Annotated in this window: 24 protein-coding genes and 1 pseudogene; 13 read left to right on the top strand and 12 right to left on the bottom strand. The window is 64.5% G+C overall.

Annotated elements, in window-relative coordinates:
* The first annotated feature begins 19 nt into the window (after window positions 1–19).
* Window positions 20–424 (top strand): arsenate reductase ArsC, encoded by a 405-nt coding sequence (locus tag MICNX66_RS02720; RefSeq protein WP_029266214.1) that lies wholly within the window; start codon window positions 20–22, stop codon window positions 422–424.
* 46 nt (window positions 425–470) lie between these two features.
* Here MICNX66_RS02720 and MICNX66_RS02715 read toward each other — a convergent pair whose 3' ends face one another.
* The 6 genes and pseudogenes from MICNX66_RS02715 to MICNX66_RS02690 form a co-directional block, all read right to left on the bottom strand.
* The gene (locus MICNX66_RS02715; protein WP_029266216.1) at window positions 471–1,127 is read right to left on the bottom strand and encodes a DsbA family protein; all 657 of its coding nucleotides are present in this window, start codon (window positions 1,125–1,127) and stop codon (window positions 471–473) included.
* A gap of 44 nt (window positions 1,128–1,171) precedes the next feature.
* Entirely contained in the window at window positions 1,172–3,256 is a 2,085-nt protein-coding gene (locus MICNX66_RS02710; RefSeq protein WP_231479865.1) for a heavy metal translocating P-type ATPase, read from the bottom strand.
* Window positions 3,253–3,588 (bottom strand): Cd(II)/Pb(II)-sensing metalloregulatory transcriptional regulator CmtR, encoded by a 336-nt coding sequence (gene cmtR, locus MICNX66_RS02705; RefSeq protein WP_029266220.1) that lies wholly within the window; start codon window positions 3,586–3,588, stop codon window positions 3,253–3,255. Before cmtR (MICNX66_RS02705) ends, MICNX66_RS02710 begins: the two co-directional genes overlap by 4 nt.
* A 120-nt stretch (window positions 3,589–3,708) precedes the next feature.
* Entirely contained in the window at window positions 3,709–4,095 is a 387-nt protein-coding gene (locus MICNX66_RS02700) for a hypothetical protein (RefSeq protein WP_029266222.1), read from the bottom strand.
* Window positions 4,095–4,532, bottom strand: coding sequence for a hypothetical protein (locus tag MICNX66_RS02695; protein WP_136025417.1), 438 nt, complete (start codon window positions 4,530–4,532; stop codon window positions 4,095–4,097). Before MICNX66_RS02695 ends, MICNX66_RS02700 begins: the two co-directional genes overlap by 1 nt.
* Window positions 4,533–4,783: 251 nt before the next feature.
* Window positions 4,784–5,192: pseudogene (locus MICNX66_RS02690) on the bottom strand (arsenate reductase/protein-tyrosine-phosphatase family protein).
* Between the two features lie 265 nt (window positions 5,193–5,457).
* Here MICNX66_RS02690 and MICNX66_RS02685 point away from each other — a divergent pair.
* The 12 genes from MICNX66_RS02685 (at window position 5,458) to MICNX66_RS02630 (ending at window position 15,592) form a co-directional block, all read left to right on the top strand.
* Window positions 5,458–5,757, top strand: coding sequence for a hypothetical protein (locus MICNX66_RS02685; protein ID WP_143049227.1), 300 nt, complete (start codon window positions 5,458–5,460; stop codon window positions 5,755–5,757).
* 79 nt (window positions 5,758–5,836) lie between these two features.
* Window positions 5,837–6,502: a DsbA family protein gene (locus MICNX66_RS02680; RefSeq protein ID WP_029266226.1), complete on the top strand. Its 666-nt coding sequence runs from the start codon at window positions 5,837–5,839 to the stop codon at window positions 6,500–6,502.
* On the top strand, window positions 6,502–7,491 hold the full coding sequence (locus MICNX66_RS02675) for a flavin-containing monooxygenase (protein ID WP_029266228.1): 990 nt from the start codon (window positions 6,502–6,504) through the stop codon (window positions 7,489–7,491). Before MICNX66_RS02680 ends, MICNX66_RS02675 begins: the two co-directional genes overlap by 1 nt.
* Before the next feature lie 10 nt (window positions 7,492–7,501).
* Complete coding sequence (locus MICNX66_RS02670; RefSeq protein ID WP_029266230.1) at window positions 7,502–8,416, top strand: cation diffusion facilitator family transporter; 915 nt, start codon at window positions 7,502–7,504, stop codon at window positions 8,414–8,416.
* Window positions 8,409–9,101 carry a copper resistance CopC family protein gene (locus MICNX66_RS02665; protein WP_029266231.1) on the top strand — a complete coding sequence of 231 codons (693 nt, stop codon included), beginning with the start codon at window positions 8,409–8,411 and terminating at the stop codon, window positions 9,099–9,101. The genes MICNX66_RS02670 and MICNX66_RS02665 overlap by 8 nt, the downstream gene beginning before the upstream one ends.
* A 19-nt stretch (window positions 9,102–9,120) precedes the next feature.
* The gene (locus tag MICNX66_RS02660; protein WP_231868231.1) at window positions 9,121–9,630 is read left to right on the top strand and encodes a signal peptidase II; all 510 of its coding nucleotides are present in this window, start codon (window positions 9,121–9,123) and stop codon (window positions 9,628–9,630) included.
* Window positions 9,627–9,962 carry a DUF6804 family protein gene (locus tag MICNX66_RS02655; RefSeq protein WP_029266233.1) on the top strand — a complete coding sequence of 112 codons (336 nt, stop codon included), beginning with the start codon at window positions 9,627–9,629 and terminating at the stop codon, window positions 9,960–9,962. The genes MICNX66_RS02660 and MICNX66_RS02655 overlap by 4 nt, the downstream gene beginning before the upstream one ends.
* A 25-nt stretch (window positions 9,963–9,987) precedes the next feature.
* Window positions 9,988–10,938 carry a cytochrome c oxidase assembly protein gene (locus MICNX66_RS02650; protein ID WP_029266234.1) on the top strand — a complete coding sequence of 317 codons (951 nt, stop codon included), beginning with the start codon at window positions 9,988–9,990 and terminating at the stop codon, window positions 10,936–10,938.
* 70 nt (window positions 10,939–11,008) lie between these two features.
* Window positions 11,009–12,532, top strand: a complete 1,524-nt coding sequence (lnt, locus tag MICNX66_RS02645; RefSeq protein WP_051667918.1) for an apolipoprotein N-acyltransferase — start codon at window positions 11,009–11,011, stop codon at window positions 12,530–12,532.
* Window positions 12,529–13,032 (top strand): DUF3515 family protein, encoded by a 504-nt coding sequence (locus MICNX66_RS02640; protein ID WP_036331304.1) that lies wholly within the window; start codon window positions 12,529–12,531, stop codon window positions 13,030–13,032. The genes lnt and MICNX66_RS02640 overlap by 4 nt, the downstream gene beginning before the upstream one ends.
* Window positions 13,029–14,933, top strand: coding sequence for a cytochrome c oxidase assembly protein (locus tag MICNX66_RS02635; RefSeq protein WP_062635481.1), 1,905 nt, complete (start codon window positions 13,029–13,031; stop codon window positions 14,931–14,933). The genes MICNX66_RS02640 and MICNX66_RS02635 overlap by 4 nt, the downstream gene beginning before the upstream one ends.
* Entirely contained in the window at window positions 14,930–15,592 is a 663-nt protein-coding gene (locus MICNX66_RS02630; RefSeq protein WP_051667920.1) for a copper resistance CopC family protein, read from the top strand. Before MICNX66_RS02635 ends, MICNX66_RS02630 begins: the two co-directional genes overlap by 4 nt.
* A gap of 501 nt (window positions 15,593–16,093) precedes the next feature.
* Here MICNX66_RS02630 and MICNX66_RS02625 read toward each other — a convergent pair.
* From MICNX66_RS02625 to MICNX66_RS02600, 6 genes are all read right to left on the bottom strand, one after another.
* Window positions 16,094–16,561 carry a signal peptidase II gene (locus MICNX66_RS02625; protein WP_231868230.1) on the bottom strand — a complete coding sequence of 156 codons (468 nt, stop codon included), beginning with the start codon at window positions 16,559–16,561 and terminating at the stop codon, window positions 16,094–16,096.
* Window positions 16,558–17,166, bottom strand: a complete 609-nt coding sequence (locus MICNX66_RS02620) for a cadmium resistance transporter (RefSeq protein ID WP_029266243.1) — start codon at window positions 17,164–17,166, stop codon at window positions 16,558–16,560. Before MICNX66_RS02620 ends, MICNX66_RS02625 begins: the two co-directional genes overlap by 4 nt.
* Complete coding sequence (locus tag MICNX66_RS02615; protein WP_062635479.1) at window positions 17,166–19,082, bottom strand: heavy metal translocating P-type ATPase; 1,917 nt, start codon at window positions 19,080–19,082, stop codon at window positions 17,166–17,168. The genes MICNX66_RS02620 and MICNX66_RS02615 overlap by 1 nt, the downstream gene beginning before the upstream one ends.
* Entirely contained in the window at window positions 19,079–19,438 is a 360-nt protein-coding gene (gene cmtR / locus MICNX66_RS02610; RefSeq protein ID WP_083391616.1) for a Cd(II)/Pb(II)-sensing metalloregulatory transcriptional regulator CmtR, read from the bottom strand. The genes MICNX66_RS02615 and cmtR (MICNX66_RS02610) overlap by 4 nt, the downstream gene beginning before the upstream one ends.
* Window positions 19,439–19,705: 267 nt before the next feature.
* Window positions 19,706–20,485, bottom strand: a complete 780-nt coding sequence (locus MICNX66_RS02605; RefSeq protein ID WP_029266247.1) for a cytochrome c biogenesis CcdA family protein — start codon at window positions 20,483–20,485, stop codon at window positions 19,706–19,708.
* A gap of 16 nt (window positions 20,486–20,501) precedes the next feature.
* Window positions 20,502–21,152, bottom strand: a complete 651-nt coding sequence (locus tag MICNX66_RS02600) for a TlpA family protein disulfide reductase (RefSeq protein WP_442922890.1) — start codon at window positions 21,150–21,152, stop codon at window positions 20,502–20,504.
* Window positions 21,153–21,355: the final 203 nt, after the last annotated feature.

Below are 21,355 nucleotides of genomic sequence, written 5' to 3'. Positions count from 1 at the left end.
ACCACCCACAGGAGCCCTCATGACCGACACCACCAAGCCCTCCGTCCTCTTCGTCTGCGTGCACAACGCCGGCCGCTCCCAGATGGCTGCCGGGTTCCTCCGCGACATCGCCGGCGACCGCATCGAGGTCCGCTCCGCCGGCTCCATGCCGGCCGACCAGATCAACCCCATCGCCGTGGAAGCGATGAAGGAACTGGGCATCGACATCACCGCCGAGCAGCCCAAGATCCTCACCACCGAAGCCGTGCAGGCCTCCGACGTCGTGATCACCATGGGATGCGGCGACGCCTGCCCGTTCTTCCCTGGCAAGCGCTACGAGGATTGGAAGCTCGACGATCCTGCCGGTCAGGGCATCGAGGCTGTTCGCCCGATCCGAGACGAGATCCGGGCACGCATCGAGAGGTTGGTCGACGAAATCCTCTGATTCAAAGTCTGTCCGCTGAGGCGGGCCTCGCGCACGCTCGATAGTGTCAGCGAGCGACGGCCTCGTCGAGGGCATCCGTGAGGTCCCTGAGCTGGGTGAGCTCGAGCTTCTCGCCGTCGAGGAAGAAGGTCGGCGTGCCACTGACGTTGAGATACTGGCCGTCGTTGCGGTCTGCTTCGACTCTTTCCTTGGTGGCGGGGTCGGCGATTGCTTCGTCGTACGAGTCCATGTCGAGGCCTAGGTCTTCGGCGAACGTCCGGAACAACTGGGTGTGAGAGGTCTGCTGCTCGCCCCTCTGAGCCTGGGTCTCGAACAGGCGAGCGTACATCTCCTCGAACTTGCCCTGTTGAGCTGCCGCTTCGGCGGCGAGGGCGGCGTTCATGGAGTTGAAGTGTCCGGGCAATGGGAAGTACCGCACGACGTAGTTGATCTCGCCCTCATAGTCGGCGCGGATCTGTTCGACCACCGGGTAGAACGCTCCGCAGGCTTCGCACTCGAAGTCGAGAAACTCCACCAGCGTCGGCGCATCCGGGCCGGCGTCGTCCAGGACGTGCGAGTCAGTCCGGGCGCCGGGCAGTGCGCCCGCCGAGCCGGAAGGGTCGGGAGCAGCGGGCCGGGTCAGCATGACCACGACCAGAGCTGCGATCACGAGGACGATAACGACGGCACCGGTGATGAGGCTGACTTTGACGGGGGTCTTCACGAAGGATGGCTCCAGCTCGGACGGCGATATCACCGCAGGGTTGGTCAGGCGCGTGCGGGCTCGGGTGCCGGCGCTAGCTCTCGGAGAGCAGCGGGGCGTCGGGCTGCACGGACGCCGTTGAGGATGACGACGACCTCGGCGATCTCGTGTACCAGGACGACACCGGCCAGACCGAGAACGCCGAACAGCGCCAGCGGGAAGAGCACGATGATGATGGCGAGGGCCAGGGCGATGTTCGCGGTCATGATGCGTCGCCCGCGGCGCGCGTGCGCGAGCGCGCCGGGGATGAGGCGGAGGTCGTGGCCGGTGAACGCGACATCGGCGGACTCAATGGCGGCCGCCGAACCTTTCAGTCCCATGGCGATGCCGACCGTGGCGGTCGCTAGTGCTGGGGCGTCGTTGATGCCGTCCCCGACCATGGCCGTCGGGCGGACGGTGGTCAGGGATTCGATCGCGTGGGCCTTGTCGGCGGGCAGCTGCTCGGCCCGCACATCGTCGATGCCTGCCTGGGCGGCGATGGCGCGGGCGGTGCGTTCGTTGTCGCCGGTGAGCATGACGGTCTCGATGCCCTGACTGTGGAGCATCCGCACGGTCTCGGCCGACTCCGGGCGCAGTTCGTCACGGATGCCGATGAGCCCGGCGACAGCGCCGTCGGCTTCGACGACGACCACGGTCATGCCCTCCGCAGCCATCCCTTCGGCGGCGGTGCTGAGCACGGCCGGGTCAAGCCAGCGCGCGTTCCCGACGCGGATGAGTGTGCCGTCGACGCGGCCGGCGATGCCGTGGCCGGCTTCTTCCACGACATCGATGGCGGACAGCGCCTTCGGGGATGCCGCGGTGATCGCGGCGGCCAAGGGGTGCGTGCTGGTCGCCTCGATGGCGGCAGCCCAGGCGAGCAGGTCGTCGCGATTGGTCCCGTCGGCGGGTCGGACGTCGACCACCGCGGGTTCGTTGCGGGTGAGCGTCCCGGTCTTGTCCAGCGCGACGGCGCGGATCGTGCCGAGCTGCTCGAACGCCTCCCCGGACTTGATCACCACGCCGAACTTCGACGCGGAGCCGATGGCGCTGATCACGGTGACCGGCACCGCGATCGCCAGCGCGCACGGGGACGCCGCGACCAGGACCACCAGTGCCCGCTCGATCCAGGTCCAGGGGTCACCGACGACGAAGCCGAACAGCGCGACGAGCGCCGCGGCGATCAGGACGACGGGAACCAGCGGGCGCGCGATCCGATCCGCTAGTCGTGCCCGATCGCCCTTGCGGGCGTGGGCCTGCTCCACCAGCGAGACGATCTGCGTGAGGGAGTTGTCGCGGCCATCCGCGGTCGCCTCGATCCGCAACGTCGCCGACCCGTTCACCGAACCTGCCGCGACCACGTCGCCGGGCCCGACCTCGACCGGGATGGACTCCCCGGTGATCGCCGATGTGTCCAGGCTGGAGCGTCCCTCGACGACGACACCGTCGGTCGCCACACGCTCGCCCGCTCCGACGACGAGGATGTCGAGCTCGCGCACATCGGCAGCAGGGACCGTGATGTCGCCACTGAGCCGTGAGACGCGCACCGTCTCCGGGATCAGTGACAGCAGTGCGCGCAGGCCCTCCTTAGCGCGGTCCATCGCTCGGTCCTCCAGCGCCTCAGCGAGGGAGAACAGGAACGCCAGGGTCGCTGCTTCACCGACGTGCCCGAGCAGGACGGCGCCGACAGCAGCGATCGTCATCAGCAGACCGACACCGAGCCGGCCACGGATCACGCGCCGGATCGCACCGGGAACGAACGTGTACGCGCCAGCGAGCAGAGCTGCCCACTGCAGCACCAGTGCGGCAATCTCCAGGCCCGTCCACTCGAACGCGTACCCGGCGAGTAGGAACACACCGGACAGCGCCGACGGCAGTAGAGCGATGTCCCGCCACCACGGTGGACGCACCTCGAACTCGTGATCGGCGCCGGCGGCTGGTGGCAGGGCGGGGCCGCAGCACGCATCGCCGTCATCATGAGCAGATACGCCCGCCGCCGCCTGCACGACCTCTGGGCCGCAGCAGCCGTCTCCCCCCTGCGGTAGCGACAACTCGACGCGGTGGATGGTGCCTGTCTTCCGCGGCTCGTCGTCGCCGCAGCACTCCGCGCTCATGCGCAGCACTCGCACTTCTCGTCAACGCACGGCACGCCTTCATCGACCGCCACAACCGCGTCGAGAAGATGCCGCAGGCCCACCGTCAGGTGCGGATCTGCGATCTCGTACCGCGTGCGACGACCCTCCGGCGTCGCGATCACCAGTCCACAGCCCCGAAGACAGGTGAGATGGTTCGACACGTTCGTGCGGCTCAGTTCAAGATCACGGGCGAGCTCGGCCGGATAACCCGGGGCATCCAGCAGCGACAGCAGGATCCTCGAACGCGTCGGGTCGGCCATCGCCCGACCCAGCCGGTTCATCACATCAAGACGAGAAGCAATAGTCAGCACACGATGACTATACACGGGACACTGAACTATAGCGATGGCGACTCCACTGGACACTGCATCGAGGCGTGGCGCCTTGTCCACCACCTCCTGGAACGTGCCGAGCTTCACTCAGGATCGCGCCTACCGGAAGTTCTTCGACGAGTCCGTGTCGTTCGGATGCGACGGGGATGCCTCGATGAGTATCACCCGTCCCGGCTTCTTGCCCTTCGGCTGGGGAGCGTCGACCGCGTAGCGAAGCCTCGCGCCGTCCGTGACCTTGTACTGCCAGACGGGCAGGGTCCTCCCGCCCACCACCGCTGTAGATAGGTTGCCCTTCAGCTGGTAGCAGCGCGAGCTGTCGAACCGCGTCGGGTGAGCGGTCAGGTAGTCCCAGGCATCCGCGAGGGCGTTCTTCGCGGTCGCGCGAAGGTCGCGCCACCCGCGCTCCGCCGCGACGTCGCCGAAGACGATCTCGTACTCGCTGACCCTTGTCGGTCGCGGAACCGACGATCCCCGCCTTCCCGCCATTACGGGCGCTCGACCCGCGCAGACGTCTCCGTCAGATCGATCGGCTTAGCCGGCCGCGCACCCATGGCGTAAGCCGCAGCAGTCTCCCGCCACTCGTGCTGAGCACGCAGCAGGCGTTCAAACGTGCCCAACTCGCTGGCGGAGTAAACCAGCCGCTCAATTTCGCTCGCGTAAGTGGCCAGCTCGCCCTCATCGAACTCACTCGTCCACGCGAAGAGCTCCCGCAGCGCAGCGCCGACATCGCCCCTGTTCCGCCCGATAGCGCGGAGCAGTTCACTGGAGAGCTTCACGCCAAGCTCGAGCGTGTCGAGGTCGTGGCCACGAAGGATCACCAGGTCATCGCCATCCCGACGAGTGATACGCACCTGGCCCTCGTCGATGTGGGCAAGGACATCCTTCGGCTTACGGAGGAGATCGGTGAAAGTCGCGGTGCTCATGAGACCAGAGTACATCAGATAAACATCAGAGGTTCTGCGTCTTGTGCGCTGGAGCCCCCCGCTGCACCCGTCCGGATGTCCGTTCAGTCGGACACCCCACTGAGAACGAGTGCATCGGCCGCGATAATGTCGGAAGCGCGGTGAGATGACGCTAGATGTCACTCGGACGGGGACGGCGTCGGATTCTCTACGCGCTTTGCGGTGACACATTCCTGACGATGCACCACCGGATTGCCATCCCGCCCACGAGATCAGGTGAGTTCACTCTCGAGTTGTTCGATGCGTGCGCGGATGTCGTCGCAGTTCGAACGGACGGCGTCGATACCCTGGCGCGCTGGGTCGTCCAGCTTCCAGTCCTCGTAGCGCTTGCCAAGAAAGAACGGACAGGCCTCGCCGCATCCCATACTGATGACGACGTCAGACGCCTGCACGGCTTCGGTTGTCAGCACTTTTGGGCTGCTCGGCTGTGCTGTCGATTCCGAGCACGCCCATCGCCTCGTCAGCAGTCGGGTTGGACCGCTCGGCGGGCATGGATCCCGCCGAGCGGACCTCGACGCGGTCGCCTGCGATGTCGCGGAGACATCCGGCCGCCATCTGCGAGCGTCCGGCGTTGTGGACACCGACGAAGAGGACGGAGCGCTTGGTGGTGGTGTCAGTCATGGAGGGCCCTAGTAGGTACTAGTCCAGGAGGCCTCGTCCACGAGGGTGCGTACCCGTACGGTTTGATTGTCGAGGCTGGTAACATCCTCGTGAAATGATCACGTCTGGCCGGTCTCGTAACCAGGCGGCGTCTGTTGACAAGCTCCTGATAACGAAGATCATTACAGGCCTTGGGTTGGCCCTGCTCTTGATTGTCGGAGCATGGTCCGGTGGTCATCGCGACGCGGACGCCTCTCCATATCTCACTGCTACCTCGACTGCATCGATGGAAACCGAGCTTACGAGCTATGGTGCGGTTGGCTCGTCGACGCATGGTTCTGGTGGCGCCTCATCGGAACGGCTCCTGATAGACGGCGCCTCCGCGAACGCACTGATCGGCCTTACAGGGTGCGTGTTTGGCCTCGTCTGCTCCTTCCTGATCCTCATCGTCGCTCGAGCCTTCGTAAATCGCGTGCCGAACGGAAATCGCGAGCGACTTCCGCGCATGCCCGAGATGAGGGCCGCACCCGACCGCCCGTTTGCACGAACTCTTTCCCTCACGCAACTCTCTCTGTCGCGCACCTGACATCGATCAGCCATCTCACGATGGCGCTTCACATTCGGTGGGGTTCACGTTCGTTGTGCTGTGTTGTGGTTGGAGAGAAATGAAAGCGTCTCAAAAGGCGATCCTCGTCACGGTGGGTCTCGTCGTTGTCCTCCTTGTCGTCGCGCTGGTGTACGTCCTTCTCAGTGAGAATCGGGCCTCCGCGCCCGAGACAGAAGGCAACGACGGCCCTCAGGTGGTGCGAGAGAATTCACATGTGCTCGACGATGGCGGCGACGCAGCGGTCACCGTGGTCGAGTTCCTCGATTTTGAGTGCGAGGCGTGTGGCGCCTTCTACCCGCTGGTCGAGGACCTTCGTGAGAAGTTTGATGGGGAGATCACCTACGTCATCCGGTATTTCCCGTTGCCTGGCCACTTCAACTCGAAGAACGCTGCGATCGCGGCAGAAGCGGCGGCCCAGCAGGGACGGCTGGAAGACATGTACCACCGCTTGTTCCAAACACAGGCCCAGTGGGGTGAGGCTCAGGAGTCGCGTGCGAACCTGTTCCGGGGTTTCGCTGTGGAGCTCGGGTTGGATATGGCTGCTTTCGATGAAGCGGTCGCGGATCCGGCGACCGCACAACGAGTGGAGTTCGACGTTGATGAGGGCGAGCGACTCGGCGTCAGCAGCACTCCGACGTTCTTCATCGACGGGGAGCAGGTCGTATTGGAGAAGTGGACGGACCTCGAGGACGGCATCGAAGCTGCGGTGAACGGGACGCAGTGATGGTGCGTTCGTTATCGCATCGCCGAGCGATTATCGTCGGGGCCGGCCAATCTGGATTGGCGATGGCGTCCGCGCTGTCGTCCTATGGGCTGGAGGCACAGAAAGACTTCGTCATCATCGATTCCGCGCCGACCGGTCAACGAAGCTGGGCAACCCGTTGGCACTCGATGAGGCTTCTCAGCGATGCTCGCAACAGCACTCTCCCCGGGTTCCCCTTTCCCGGGGACAATCGCCGTCATCCAGGCGGTCGCGAGATGAGCGACTACCTGGCTTCTGTAGAGAAGACGCTCGGCGTGAAACCTCTCTGGGGCGTTCGCGCTCTCGAGGTGGAACGCCGCGGAGACGGATCCACGTTGCACCTTTCGACGTCCATCGGGGACGTGCAAACGCGAAACGTTGTCTGTGCCACAGGATCTGCGGCAGTGCCCCGAGTCCCTACCTGGCGCCAGAATCTGTCGGCACCCGGAACGGTTCTACATTCCAGTCAGTACCTACACCCGGGCCAGATCCCTTCGGGGACCGTGTTGGTGGTCGGCGGAGGGTTCAGCGGCGTACAGATCGCCGAAGAACTCGCTCACTCGCGAGATGTCACTCTATCCACCCGAACAGAACGACCGCGGCCGTCAGCGCGATGGTCCATCTGGCCGAGGCTGCGCCGCAACCACTCGATTCGTTCCGGCCCCGCGCCCACCGCTCTGGCCGGCGTGAGCCACGCGCCCCCCGTCGTGGAGGCCGACGGAGCCGTCGTGACATTTGCCGATGAGTCGACGATGCAGCCGCACTCCATGATCCTCGCTACCGGCTACGAACCCGGCGACAAGTGGCTACCCGCCCCGGAACCCACCGGTGCTCGGACACAAGCCAACACGCATATTCCCGGACTGTTCACGGTCGGCATCCCGAAGTACTCCCGAACCGGCGCAGACACGATTCCGGGGGCATGGAGTGATGCTGCCATCGTCGCCCCCAACATCATCGACCGCCCCTGAAAGGATCACCATGACAGAAGCAGGGCACTCGCACGGAGTGGGTGACGCCACTCCCCGCAATCGTCTGATCATCGCTTTCGCGATCACCTCCTCGGTCTTCGTCATCGAGGTGATCGGGGCGATCATCACCGGCAGCCTCGCACTACTCGTCGATGCGGCGCACATGCTCACCGATGTCACCGGGTTGGCTATGGCCGTCACCGCGGCGCATCTCATGAATCGCCCTCCCACCCCCAAGTACACCTTTGGCCTGCAAAGGACCGAGGTTCTCGGAGCACTCGCCCAAGCAGCGCTGCTCCTCGGGGTCGGCATCTTCGCGCTCGTCGAAGGTATACGGCGGCTCTTCGAACCCCCAGAGATCGCGTCAGGAAGCCTGCTGTTCTTCGGTATCGTCGGCCTGGTCGCCAACATCGCATCCATGCTCGTCCTGTTCAGCGGCCGCGGACGCAATCTCAACATGCGCGCCGCATTCCTCGAGGTCGTCAACGACGCCCTCGGCTCCGTAGGCGTGATCGCCAGCGCGATCCTCATCGCCGCTTTCGGCTGGTATCAGGCCGATGCCGTCGCCGGTATCTTGATCGCCCTGCTCATCATCCCTCGCACGCTCATCCTGTTGCGAGCATCCGGACGTGTGCTGTTGGAATCGACACCCCCGGGTCTCGATCTGGACGATGTCCGCCGCCACATCCTTGCCCTTCCGCACGTGGTCGCGGTGCATGATCTGCACGCGACTCAGGTCTCAACGGACCTCCCCACCCTCAGTGCCCACGTCGTGGTCGACGACACCGTCACCATGGAGACCTCCGCGGCGTTGCTGACAACTCTTCAGGAGTGCGTCAGCGAGCACTTCGCCGTCAGCATCGAGCACTCCACTTTCCAGATCGAACCCGAATCGCATCCCGGAGAGCACGACACCCATGCATAAGAACCTCCCCAGACGCACCGCCATTGTCTTATCCGCCGTGCTGTTGTCAGGAGCAGTCGTCGTCGCCACCCCGACGGTCGCTGTCGCTGACGACAACTTCGACTCGTCGTACCCCGTTGCCGACTCGACCATCAGCGGCTCGCCTGATGAGATCTCACTGATGTTCACGGGAACCCTCAACAACGAGGCCGGCACGACGATCATCGAGGTCCTTGATGAAGGCGGAGAAGACGTTGCTGTCGATTCGCCGACGGTGAGCGGTCAATCGATCACTCAGCATCTCTCCCCGGAAGCCGCCGATGGTCTGTTCACAGTGCGCTGGAAGACAGTCTCTGGGGACGGGCATCCGATCAGCGGGCAGTTCTCGTACACCGTCGGACAGCCCGGACCGAGTACGAAAACCGCGCCACCCGCAACGCCGAGCCCCAATCCCAGTCCCAGCCCGGAAGAATCCGACAACACTACGGAGGAGCCAGAGCCCGCTCCTGCCAGGCAGACATACGGTGGCACACCATCAGGCGGAGCAGAGTCCGAGATGCTGCCCGTGTTCTTCGTCGGCGGCCTGGCAGTGATTCTCGGGTTCGGCGTCGTCGGAGTGATTCTGGCCGGACGCCGGCGCCACCAGCAAGACCGTGCCCAGGCTTCTAGAGATACGGCGGCTGGGGAGGGGGGTCACGATGCGTGACCGGGCACGAAGGTTCGCCGTGGTGTTGATCATCGCCGCGATCGTCACTTTGGTCGATCAGGGAACCAAGGCCCTCGCTCTGAGCTCATTGAGCCAGGATCAGCGCATACCCCTGGTCGGCGATTGGCTCGGTCTTCAATTGGCGTTCAACCCGGGGGCGATCTTCTCGTTGGGCGAAGATGCGACCTGGGTCATCACTGTCGTCGGCGTCATCGCGACCACTCTGCTCGTGGGAGCCGCTACGCGAACCCAAAACGCATGGTCAGCAGTCGGCTTCGGTTTCATCGTGGGAGGCGCGATCGGCAACCTCATCGATCGCCTCTTCTCTCCCCCGTCGTTCGGAATCGGACACGTCACCGACTTCCTCGCCTACGGAAACCTCTTCATCGGAAATCTGGCCGATGTCGCCCTGGGTATCGGCGCCGTGTTCCTTGTGATCGCGGGTCTGCGCGCCAGTCGCCGACACTCCTCGCCTTCTCGCCCCGAATCCACAGATCCCGCACCAGCCGAAGAGATGGCCCGCCCATGAGCCCCAAACAACGTGTTCCCTCCACCTATCAGCGCAATGCTCTCGCCCCCAGCCTCGTCGCTGCCGCCATCCTGTTTCTCGCGCCTTTGCTCGTCCAGGCGGGCTGGGCGCCACTCGTCCTGTTTGTTGCGTCGATTTTCGGGCTGATCATCGCATGGTTCGCCGTGCAGGCCCGTCATTGGTGGTGGGTACCGATCTTCGTCGCGGTGGCTGTGCTCTGGAATCCGGTGATGCCCTTCCCCTTCTCCGGTGTCGTGTGGGAGATAGCTCAGCCCGTCGCCGCTGTGGTCTTCCTGGCGGCGGGGGCGACGATCAAGGTGATCCGGAAATGATCTGCGGGAACCTCGCGTCAACACCATGCTTGTGAGCGGCGCGATCCCCGACACTCCGCCAACGCTGCAGTCCTTGCTCGCGCCGGCGGATCTGACCATTCCTGTGTTGCCCGTCATCGCCGGAGTCCTTGCGGCCCTCTATCTCGTCGGAGCGGTCCGCCTATGGATGCATGGTCGGCGCTGGTCCGTCTGGCGGACCGTCAGCTTTCTTCTCGGATGTGTTCTCCTGGCGGCAGTCACTGGCCTTGGGGTAGAGGCGTACGGAGAAGTCCTTGTCTCTGTGTTCATGTTCCAGCAGCTGACCCTGATGATGACGGTGCCGCCGTTGCTGGTTCTGGGCTCGCCGGGCACTCTTCTCCTCCGAGCGACACCGCACCGTGGAGCCGGCCGGATGATCCTCACGGCAGCGCATACCGGTCTTCGGAGTCGCGCCGCCAGGTGGTTGCTCAGCCCGTGGTGCACGGTTCCCCTCTACCTGTTCGCCTTCTACGGCCTCTACCTCGCGGGCTCGGCGGACGTCATCCTCGCCCTGCCTGCCGGCCACGTCATGCTCGAGTTGGCGTTCCTCCTCGCCGGCGTGCTGTTCACCATTCCGATCCTGTCTTCGGATCCACTCCCGGTGAGGTTGGGTCACGGAGCGCGGGCACTCGATGTGTTCGCCGAAGCCGCACTCCACGCGTTTTTCGGAGTGTTTCTCATGATGGCCAGCACGATCCTGGTCGGTTCGTTCGTCGCACCCACGGAGGCCCTGGGCGTCGACCCCCTCGAAGATCAACAGCTTGCCGGCGCGCTGGCTTGGTCGTATGGCGAAGCGCCCACGGTGCTGATGCTGGTGTACGTGATGCACCGCTGGTTCCGCAGCGACACGGCCGCTGCTGCTGCTGCAGACCGGTACGTCGATCTGCATGGGAACTCAGAGCTCGACGCGTATAACTCCTACCTCAGCAAACTGAACTCTGATGACCCTCAACGTTGATGCAGTCGTGAGGCGCCCAATCGCCTCCCGCAGGAGGTGTAGTCGTCACATCGGGTTCGATCCACGCACCATGTCGACGGCAGTACCGTTGCCCGTTGCGATAGTCGCGTCCGCTATCGCCGGCGCCGCGCTGGATCTTGCGTACCCGGAGCTCGGCTGGTGGCCCGTGGCCTTTGCGAGTGTGACGATCGGCCTGTGGACACTGCGCGGGCGTTCGCTACCCGCGGCGTTCTTGGTTGCCCTCGTCTACGGGGCCGCGTTCTATTTCACCCACCTCGTCTGGGTCTCACGATTTCTCGGCCCCATCCCCTGGGTGGCGTTGGCCGGACTGGAATCGCTGCTCTTTGGTGCCGGTGGGATGCTGATTGCGCTCGCATATAGGGTGATGACCAGCCGCTCGCGGTGCGGATATTCCATGATCACGCCTGCGCTCATCGCAGGCGTGTGGGTGCTGCGCGAAACCGTGATGGGAACTTTCCCTTACACGGGGTTCCCCTGGGCGCGGATCGGATTCACCCTTACTCAAAGCCCGTTCGCGGAAGCCGCCTCCTGGGTGGGAACTACCGGGCTCTCCTTCCTGACGGTCCTCATCTGCGCGAGCAGCTTGGACGCACTCGCTCATCGACGACGGCGACCGGGAGCAGTCGCAGTTCTCGCTCTCACTGCCACCGCGCTCGCCCCCCTGTTCCCCACTACGCAGGCAGGTGCCATACGTGTCGGATGGGTGCAAGGAAACGGACCAAGCGGCTACTTCGACACCAAAGCACCCGGCGACATCATGCGGGCTCAGGAAGGGGCGACAGCTCCTCTCCTCGGTCGGGGGATGGATCTTCTCGTCTGGCCAGAAGGCGCAGTCGACGCGGATCCTTTCCAGGATGCAGACGTCACCGACCGGCTTGACCGACTCGTAGCAGACGCCGGCGCTCCGGTGTTGGTGAATGCGGCGACCGTGCGCGGCGACGATACTTTCAATACGTCGATCCTGTGGACGAGCGCCGGACCGCAGCAGATCCACGACAAAGCCAACCCCGTGCCTTTCGGCGAATACGTCCCGGACCGTTGGTTCTACGAGGCCATCGCTCCTGACCTCATCGGACTCATTCAGCGCGAGTACACGCCTGGCTCAAACACGCCCCTCGTGAACGTCGGCGGTGTTCCCGTCGGTCTGGCGATCTGTTTCGACGTCATCTACGACAACGTCATTGAGGACAGCGCGGCGAAGGGCGCACAACTGTACGTGTTCCAGACGAACAACGCCGACTTCAGAGGCACAGATGAGAACCTCCAGCAGCTCGCTATTGCGCGTATGCGCGCCATCGAAACCGGAAGAAGCATCGTGAACGTGTCGACGACCGGCACGAGCCAGGTCATCCGCCCTGATGGGACCCCACTTGCAGAGCTCGCGGTGAACACGCAAGGCGCAAACGTCACCGAAGTGCCCCTCTATACCGGGACCACGCCAGCGGTGGTTCTTATGCCGTGGATCGGGTGGGCGTTGAGCATGGGAACCGTATTGATGCTGCTCGTCACCACCGCTACTCGTCAGCAGCGAGCGGGCGAGGATTTCCGTTTTCACGAAGGGAACACGCTGTGAAGACAAAATCGCTCTCGCTTGGTGCGGCGTTCGGCGCGCTGCTTCTGCTCAGCGGGTGCGCTCCCACCGTGCATCTCGAGGCGGCTCCGAAAGCGAACGATCCGTTGTGCGCGGAGGTCACGGCCCGGCTACCCGACTCTATCGGTGATCAGGCGCGGGTGTGGACGGACGCGCAAGCCACTGGCGCATGGGGAAGTCCCACCAGCGTGCTGCTCACCTGCGGGCTGGACTCACCGGCTCCCACCACGCTGCAATGTGTGAGTTTGGGGGGCGTCGATTGGATCGTGGACGAAGCGGAGACACCAAATCTACGGTTGACGACCTACGGGCGGGAGCCCGCAGCGCAAGTGTATGTGGACACGACGACGTTGTCGGCCGACGCCGTTCTCCAAGCACTTGCCGGAGCGATTCAGCAGCTTCCGAAGAACGATGCGTGCACAGAACCGATCACGAAAGACCCTGACGAAGAAACCTCTTCGACGGAGGGAGCGACACCGTGACGCCTCCTATTCTCCGCGTCGCCGGGCTGACGATTTTCGTCGTCTCTGCAATCGTCGCCGTCGTCATCGGGCTGGTGATCGGCGGAGGAGCTGCACCGAGGCTGACCAGCGACCCCGGCGCGGTGGTTCGCTGGGGCCTCCCGGTCGCGAAACTACTCGTCAACCTCTCTGGCGCTGCAATGGTAGGACCACTCGTGTTCGCTCTGTTCGCTCTCGCATCCGGCACGAAGCCCTTCCTCACCGCGCTCAATCTTGCCTCGGCGGGTGCCGCAATTCTTACCGTCGCGAGCGGGACGGTCACCTTCCTCACCTTCCTGTCCTCGTTCAACCCGAAGGTGAGCCTGGAGGCAGAGTTCGGCGCACAACTGGGCCGTTTCCTCCTCGACACCGAGCTTGGAAGATCTTGGCTCATCACCGCCATCTTCGCGTCGGTCGTGACCGTGCTCGCATTCGCGGTGCGCGGCTACGGTGCCGTGCTCGTCACAACGATGCTCGCGATCATCAGCCTGATTCCGATGTCCACTCAGGGGCACTCCGGGGAACTGGCCAACCACGACGCGGCAGTCATGTCTCTCACCCTGCATATCGTTTCGGCGGCGGTGTGGCTCGGCGGGCTCACATTGCTCATCGTGATCCGTCCGGGCCTTCCATCGTCCACCCTCGAGGACATACTCCGACGGTACTCGACGTTGGCACTCATCGCCTTCGTCGTCGTCGCCGTATCGGGGTATGCCCGGGCGCTCACTGCCCTCGGACGATGGGACGACCTCGTCACGCCGTATGGGCTGATCCTGCTCGCAAAGATCCTCGCGCTGGTGGTGATGGGCATCCTCGGAGCCGCCTACCGCGGTCGACTCATCGCAAAAGCGGGCGAGGGCCGCAACACCTTCTGGATGTTCGTGTGCGTCGAGCTGGCATTCATGGGTATCGCAAGCGGCGCCGCCGCGGCCCTTGCCCGAACAGCCGCACCCGCGGACACGATCACGATTCCTCAGACCACGGCCGCGGAGATCCTCACCGACGCCCCAGTCCCGCCAGAATTCACGACGGAGCGATGGTTCACGGCGTGGAGCATTGATCTGCTGTGGGTGATTGTGGGAGGTTTCGCGGTGTTCTTCTACCTTGCCGGGGTGGAGCGCATGAGACGTCTCGGGCAGCCTTGGCCGATGCGGCGCACCATCGGCTGGGTGATCGGGATGGGCGCGCTCGTGTGGACCACCAGTGGCCCGCTCGCTGTGTACGACGAACCTCTGATCAGTATGCGTTTCCTCTCTTTCGCACTTCTCGGCCTCGTCATACCGGTACTTCTCGTTTCCGCTGCGCCCCTCGTGCTCGCACTCACCGTCATACATCCTCGGGACGACGACAGCCGCGGAGCTCTCGAATGGCTTCTGTGGGTTGCCGCCAGCCGAACAATTCGGCTGGCGCTCAACCCCATCATCACCGCCATACTGTTCACCGCCACGATGTGGCTGATCACATACTCGGACCTCTTCCGATGGTCGCTTTACGACCAACTCGGAAGCGAATGGATGATCACGCACCTCCTCGTTATCGGGTGCCTCTTCGTCAGTTCGCTCTTCCGGCGCAATGGCGCCGTGCCCGCTCCCGGGCGATCTCGGCGGTGGACCTTCACCGCACTCATCACTCTGACTCTGACGACGGTGTTCATCGGCATCGCCACCATCACCCGAACAGACCTCATCGTCGCCGAGTGGTTCGGCGCCATGGGACGGAGCTGGGGATCCACCCCGCTCCAGGACCAGCGCGTCGGAGGAATCATCATCGTCGGAATCGCGGCTTTGCTCGCGGCCCTGATCGCAGCCTCGGTGCTGCGCCCCCAGCGCACAAACTCAGTTACCCTCCCCACGCACACCTCCCGAAAGGACGCATCGCGGTGACCTCGACCCGACGCCCGACCTGGCTCGCCGGCAGCATCATGACCCTGATTGCCTTGAGCATCATCGTCGCCCCCGCACCCGCGGCCATGGCGCACGATAACCTCCTCGACGCGGTACCCGCGCCGGAAGAGACGGTGACACAGCTCGACGCCGTCGCCCTCACCTTCAGCGGAGAGCTCATCGACTTCAGCCAGGCCAGCTTCGCGCAGGTCCAAGGCCCCGATGGTCTGTACTACGAGAGCGCGTGCTCGACTATCGACCGCAACGTCCTCACCACTCCGGTGAGACTCGGAAAACCTGGTGTCTACACCGTCCTCTGGAACGCGGTCTCCAGCGATGGGCACCCCATCTCCGAGAGCTACACGTTCACCTACGCACCGACAGGCGTGGACCCCGAATTCGGGTGGGACAAACCAGCATGCGGAAATGAAGAGTCCCGCGCTCAACCCGGTAAGTCGACTCCGTCGCCTACCCCCACAACGAGCGGTGAAACGGAAAACTCAGAGCCGTCGTCGGCACCGACATCCCCACCCCAGGACGAAACCACAGCCATCGCGATTCCCCTCATCATCGCCGTAGGCGTGGTCGGAGTTGGCGTCATCGCCACAGCTCTCGTCGCACGACAGTTGCGCCGAAAGAAGGATCAGCGCCATGACTGATGTACGGACCCCGGCCATCGGGTCGCAGCGACGACGCAGTTACGCGCCGACCATACCCAGCGCGAATCAGTCACATGTGGCGAGGTGCCACGGAAGCGGCAGCCCCCCAGGAGACGATGGACGCGCGAACACGTTATCCATGCGACTGAAAGAAGGGAAAGCGTGAACGCCCACATCGCGAACGAAGCAGCTGCATCATCCGAGGACTGCGGGTGCGCGCCCACCCCCGCTGAACGCGACTCCTTCTGGAAGCTGCGCATCAGCCGGCGCGGGGCGCTCGGACATCGCGCCCTCAGCGCCGTTGCTCTCGCCAGCTTCGGCATCACCTCCGGCGTGTCCGCCCCGTACGCGGCGTCCTATCTCGGTTGGGACGATTTCCAACGAGTCAAAAGCAACGAAGCGGCCAAAGCCGCGGAGGTCACGCGCGTCGGAGGGCTGGTCCAGTCGCTGCCGCAGAAGGTCGCCGAGACTAGGAGTGCGCCGCGATCGCCGCTGCGAAGATCACGATGTCGGCGATGTTCCCGATGAACCAGTTCCCATAGGCGAGGAAGTCCACGACATGTCCGCGGGCGAATCCAGGCCCCGAAAGAGACGATCGCCTGCGTGTGATGCTGCAGCTCCGCCGAGCGCGCCGACGATGATCGCCCAACCTGGGCGCTGAACTCGGAGTGCGAATACGATCGCTGCGATGGTGGCGGCGACGGCGAGTAGCGCGAAGACCCAGGTGTAGCCCTCCCCGAAGGAGAATGCCGCTCCGGGGTTGTAAGCAAGTTGCAACCAGCCAGGCCGCCCGATCAGGGGGATGCGCTCGCGTTCGGTGAGGCTTGCTTCCGCCCACATTTTCGTTCCCTGATCGATCAGAACAACAACCGCGGCGATCAGCAGCGCTCCGCCAGTGAGTTGCCAGCGCTGTGCCGGCGACAATTTCCGCGGAGCGGACGGGCGAGCTTCTGCCTCGGGCGACGTCATGCGAGGACCTCAATCAGACGAACGATGACGCCGGATTCGATCAGGATGAACAGACCCAGACCGATGAACACGGCCGGGACGAGCCAGTGCTCGACGCGTTCCAGCCCCTCAGTGACAGCCTTGTTGGTGCCGATCAGCCGTCCAGCGGCGCACCAGACGGCGACGAGAACGAGGAACACGACGATCATGACGGCGACGTCGCCGGGTGCGGTGGTGCGGAAGATCGGCGTGTACAAAGAGATATTGTCCGCCCCATTGGCAATCGTGATCCCCGCAACACCCCACATTCCAACCGCGGTGATCTTGGCGTCGTCGTCATCGTCATCGCCGTTGCGGCGCAGGCCGGCGACAAGCGTCCAGATACCGATGCCGAGCGGGATCAGGCCGAGGAAACCGACCCATTCGTCCGGGACGATCGTGAGGCCGAGCGCGGCGATCACGCTGATCACGACGAGGGCGATGAACCCGAGGTACTGGCCAGCGACGATCTGCCAGGGCCGGGGCTTCCCCCGGCTTGAGGCGAGGAACAGCACGGTGAGCACGACGATGTCGTCGATGTTGGTCGCTGCGAACAAGCCGATCGCTGATCCGATGGTTGCGAGCATCAGCTTTCCAGCCGCGGAGTGTGTGCGCGGGCGGCTCGCAGCCCGTTGAGGATCACGATGACCTCCGCGACCTCGTGGACCAGGACGACGGCCGCGAGCCCCAGCACTCCGAAGAGTGCGAGCGGGAGCAGTGCCGTGATGATCAGCAGCGACAGGATGATGTTCTGGTTGATGATCCGTCGCCCTCGGCGGGCGTGATCGAACGCCCGTGGGATGAGGCGGAGATCATGGCCGGTGAACGCGACGTCCGCGGATTCGATCGCCGCGTCGGAGCCGGTCGCGCCCATCGCGATACCGATGTCCGCGCCAGCGAGGGCCGGAGCGTCGTTGATGCCGTCGCCGATCATCGCGACCGCCCCTGCCTTCGACAGCTCACCGATCGCGGCCGCCTTGTCTTCGGGGCGCATCTCGGCTCGCACGTCAGTGATGCCGGCCTGCGCAGCCAGTGCACGAGCGGTGCGGGTGTTGTCGCCGGTGAGCATCGTCACGCCGATGCCCTGTCTTGTCAGCGTCCGGACCACGTCGGGGACTTCGGGACGCAGCTCGTCGCGAACGCCGATCGCGGCGACCGGGGACCCGTCACGGTGCACGATCACGACGGTCATGCCCTGCTCCTCGAGCCCCGCCACCCGGTCCGTCAGGTCGTCGGCGTCCAGCCAGCGGGGGCTGCCGACGGTGATTCTCGATCCGTCAACGGTGCCGTCGATGCCGTGCCCGGGCTGCTCGGTCACATCGGCAGCCGCCAGAGTACCCGGGGCCGCTGCGGTGATCGCGGCAGCCAGAGGATGCGTGCTGTGCTGCTCTAACGCTGCCGCCCACGCCAGGGCCTGAGCCTCCGTCACGCCGTTCGCGGTGAGGACGGCGGTGACTGCCGGTTCGTTGCGGGTGAGTGTGCCGGTCTTGTCGACGGCAACGTGGCGGACCGTACCGAAGCGCTCGAAAACAGCACCGGACTTGATGATTACACCGAACTTGCTCGCCGCACCGATCGCGGCGACGACCGTCAGCGGTACCGAGATCGCGAGCGCACACGGAGACGCCGCAACGAGTACCACAAGCGCGCGGGTGATCCACACCTCAGGATCGCCCAGCACCGAACCGATGATCGCGACGAGCGCCGCGAGGATCAGAACGCCTGGCACCAGCGGTCGGGCGATCTTGTCGGCTAGACGAGCACGCTCACCCTTCTCCGTCTGCGCCTTCTCCACCAGCTCAACGATCGTGGTGAGCGAGTTGTCGCTGCCGGCCGCAGTTGTCTCGACCTCCAGTGCACCGACACTGTTGATCGCGCCGGCCGAGACCACATCGCCGGGCTCGACCTCGACCGGGATCGATTCGCCAGTGATAGCCGATGTGTCCAGGCTGGAGCGACCGGAGCGGACGATCCCGTCGGTCGCGATCCTCTCGCCCGGTCGGACAACCATGACCTGACCGACCATCAACTCTCTCGCCTGGACGTGCACGGCAGTGCCGCCCTGCAAGACGGTCGCTGTCTCCGGTACGAGCTTGAGCAGTGCACGCAGCCCGCCGCGGGCGCGGTCCATCGCCTTGTCCTCGAGTGCCTCAGCGATGGAGTACAAGAACGCCAGGGCCGCGGCCTCCTCCACGTAGCCGAGGACGACTGCTCCGATGGCGCTGATTGTCATCAGCAGCCCGATGCCGAGTTTGCCCTTGAAGAGCTTCCGAATCGCACCGGGCGTGAACGTCGACGCACCCAGCAGTAGGCCGATCCAGAACAGTACCAGCGCCGGGATCTCCTGACCCGACCACTCGAGAATCAGTCCGACCAGGAACGCTATGCCGGAGAAAACAGGCACCATGATCCCGCGGTCTCGCCACCAGGGCTGCTCGACCGCGTCGGATTCTTCGTCAGCAGTACTAGAGGGCTCGTGCTCGCAGCCGCACGCCGCGCTCACGCGTCCACTCCCGTCGCGCAGCAACCAACCACCATGCACGCTGAATCCACGCACGGCGCATGCGCGTCGACAGCCAGCGTCACATCGACGAGCGCGACGAGGGCCGCTGCAAGATGCGGGTCGGCGATCTCGTAGCGGGTCTGGCGACCTTCAGGCTCGGCGACCACGATGCCACAATCGCGTAGGCATGTCAGGTGGTTCGAAACGTTTGAACGGGTAAGGACCAGGTCCCGCGAAAGCACTGCAGGATAACTGGGTCCTTCGAGCAGAGTCATCAAGATCCGTGAGCGCGTGGGATCTGCCATCGCCCGGCCAAGCCGGTTCATCACGTCGATACGGGAAGTAATAGTCAGCACACACTGACTGTACAGCAGTGGATGACCAATCGCTAATGGGCTGCCCACTCCCCACCCCGCGGGCGATGCGCGAACAAGCTTCCATCTCATTCCCTACTCGGTGGCGCCACGACCGTTGTGGGTCGCCAGTCGATCCCCGATGACTGCAACCGCAGGATCCCGCCGTTGACATCGTCTGCACCAAACCGATCGGGGCTGCAGGCATCGGCGGCCATCGAGAGGCTCTCCTCGGAACTCACCGCTTCACTGTCCGCTGCCTCGCCAGTCTTAGAGCGGAAGGATGACGGTGCCCATCACCGCCGTCAGCCGGGACATGATGTCGGTCCAGATTCCGCTTACCATCAAGGCGCCCAGCGCGAGGAGCAGCACCCCGCCGATGGCGTTCACGACGCGGATGTGTCGGCGGAGGAACCCGATTGTCTTCGTCGCCCATCCGAATCCGAGAGCGACGAGCAGGAACGGGATACCGAGGCCCAGGGAGTACGCGAGCCCGAGGAAGCTGGCACGCACGGGATCGCCGGCGTTGAAAGAGATCGCCACGATGGCGGCGAGGGTCGGGCCCATGCAGGGTGCCCAGCCAATGCCCAGCGCGATGCCCAGGAGCGGGGCACCGACAATGCCGTACTTGGAATCGATGTGAAAGCGCAGCTCACGTTGGGCGAAGCCGAAGAAGCCGAGGAACACGAGCCCCATCATGATGATGATCACACCGAGGATCCGTGTGATCAGGTCACCCCACTGCAGCAGGAAGACGCCCACCGTGCCGCTGAGTGCCGTGATGAACACGAAGACGATGCTGAACCCGAAGATGAACAGCAGCACTCCGAACAGTAGCCGTCCTCGCGACGGCGATCCGGCATCCCCGGTTGTTGAGCGAGCTCCGCGAGACGCAGCGCCTCGCGGAGCGGCCGTTCCCCCGAGGAAGCCGAGGTAGCCCGGGACGAGAGGGAGCACGCATGGGGACAGGAACGACACGAGTCCGGCGAGCATGGCGAGAGGGATTGCGAGCCAGAGCGCGCCGGATCCGATGATCGCTTCGGGATTCATAGCGTCGCCGAGATCGTCACGACGACTCCGCGAGGGCGTCCTCGACGAGTGTGGACAGGATTGAGGTACCCTCGATCGGACCGATAATGCGCGCGGCAACACGGCCCTGCTTGTCGAGCACCAGAGTGGTCGGGGTGGCGGCGATCGGAACGACTTTGGCGAAGGCGAGCTTGGCCCCCGCCGTGTCGGCATCGATCAGGCTCGGATAGGTGACACCGAACTCGTTGGCGAATGCGGCGGCGGTATCGGCCTGATCACGGGTGTTGATCCCGACAAACGAGACGCCGTTCCCTTTGTATTCCTGCCAGACGCTCTCCAAGTCGGCCGCCTCGACACGGCAGGGTGCACACCCGGCGTACCAGAAATTAACGACCACAACCTCGCCTGCAAGGTCAGCGCTGTCAAGCTTCTCGCCGGTCTCTGTGATGCCGCCGAAGTCGACAGGGTCTCCACGGTCAGCCTCAGGGATCTCTACGATCGCACCGTCGCCGGAGACAAAGCCCGTGTTTTCTCCGCTGAGAAACGATTCACTGACCGGATCGGGCGCGCAGGCGCTCAGGCCGACGATGAAGACCGCGGCCAGCGCGGCTCCGACCGCACGGAGAGAAGCACGGTTGCGGCAAGAACCACCGGGACGAGTTGCATTGACCGTTGGGGCGAGTGGCACAGTTTTCAATTTACGGGGCGTTCCTATGCGTGACCCCGAAGCCCAGGACGCCCGGCACAACCACTGACCGGACCCGATGACGCCGCGCTCTGCGACCGCGTCGCACAGGCGACGATCCTGACGACAGGCCCGGGCGTGCGCGCCCGCAGCTCACTCACCGCGCCGGTATGGAATGGCGCCCCGCCCCACATATACATGACGGT

Origin of the sequence: Microbacterium sp. Nx66, from assembly GCF_904066215.1 — a bacterium.
In the GTDB taxonomy this organism is placed as follows: Bacteria; Actinomycetota; Actinomycetes; order Actinomycetales; family Microbacteriaceae; genus Microbacterium; species Microbacterium meiriae.
This window is presented reverse-complemented; position numbering and strand designations above follow the sequence as displayed.

Coding starts and splice junctions, on each gene's coding strand:
- MICNX66_RS02625 (WP_231868230.1), bottom strand. CDS start 16,561: ATGACGTCGCCCGAGGCAGAAGCTCGCCCGTCCGCTCCGCGGAAATTG.
- MICNX66_RS02685 (WP_143049227.1), top strand. CDS start 5,458: ATGGAAACCGAGCTTACGAGCTATGGTGCGGTTGGCTCGTCGACGCAT.
- MICNX66_RS02720 (WP_029266214.1), top strand. CDS start 20: ATGACCGACACCACCAAGCCCTCCGTCCTCTTCGTCTGCGTGCACAAC.
- MICNX66_RS02680 (WP_029266226.1), top strand. CDS start 5,837: ATGAAAGCGTCTCAAAAGGCGATCCTCGTCACGGTGGGTCTCGTCGTT.
- MICNX66_RS02675 (WP_029266228.1), top strand. CDS start 6,502: ATGGTGCGTTCGTTATCGCATCGCCGAGCGATTATCGTCGGGGCCGGC.
- lnt (WP_051667918.1), top strand. CDS start 11,009: ATGTCGACGGCAGTACCGTTGCCCGTTGCGATAGTCGCGTCCGCTATC.
- MICNX66_RS02655 (WP_029266233.1), top strand. CDS start 9,627: ATGAGCCCCAAACAACGTGTTCCCTCCACCTATCAGCGCAATGCTCTC.
- MICNX66_RS02710 (WP_231479865.1), bottom strand. CDS start 3,256: ATGAGCGCGGAGTGCTGCGGCGACGACGAGCCGCGGAAGACAGGCACC.
- MICNX66_RS02620 (WP_029266243.1), bottom strand. CDS start 17,166: ATGCTCGCAACCATCGGATCAGCGATCGGCTTGTTCGCAGCGACCAAC.
- MICNX66_RS02605 (WP_029266247.1), bottom strand. CDS start 20,485: ATGAATCCCGAAGCGATCATCGGATCCGGCGCGCTCTGGCTCGCAATC.
- MICNX66_RS02670 (WP_029266230.1), top strand. CDS start 7,502: ATGACAGAAGCAGGGCACTCGCACGGAGTGGGTGACGCCACTCCCCGC.
- MICNX66_RS02695 (WP_136025417.1), bottom strand. CDS start 4,532: ATGAGCACCGCGACTTTCACCGATCTCCTCCGTAAGCCGAAGGATGTC.
- MICNX66_RS02650 (WP_029266234.1), top strand. CDS start 9,988: ATGCTTGTGAGCGGCGCGATCCCCGACACTCCGCCAACGCTGCAGTCC.
- MICNX66_RS02700 (WP_029266222.1), bottom strand. CDS start 4,095: ATGGCGGGAAGGCGGGGATCGTCGGTTCCGCGACCGACAAGGGTCAGC.
- MICNX66_RS02665 (WP_029266231.1), top strand. CDS start 8,409: ATGCATAAGAACCTCCCCAGACGCACCGCCATTGTCTTATCCGCCGTG.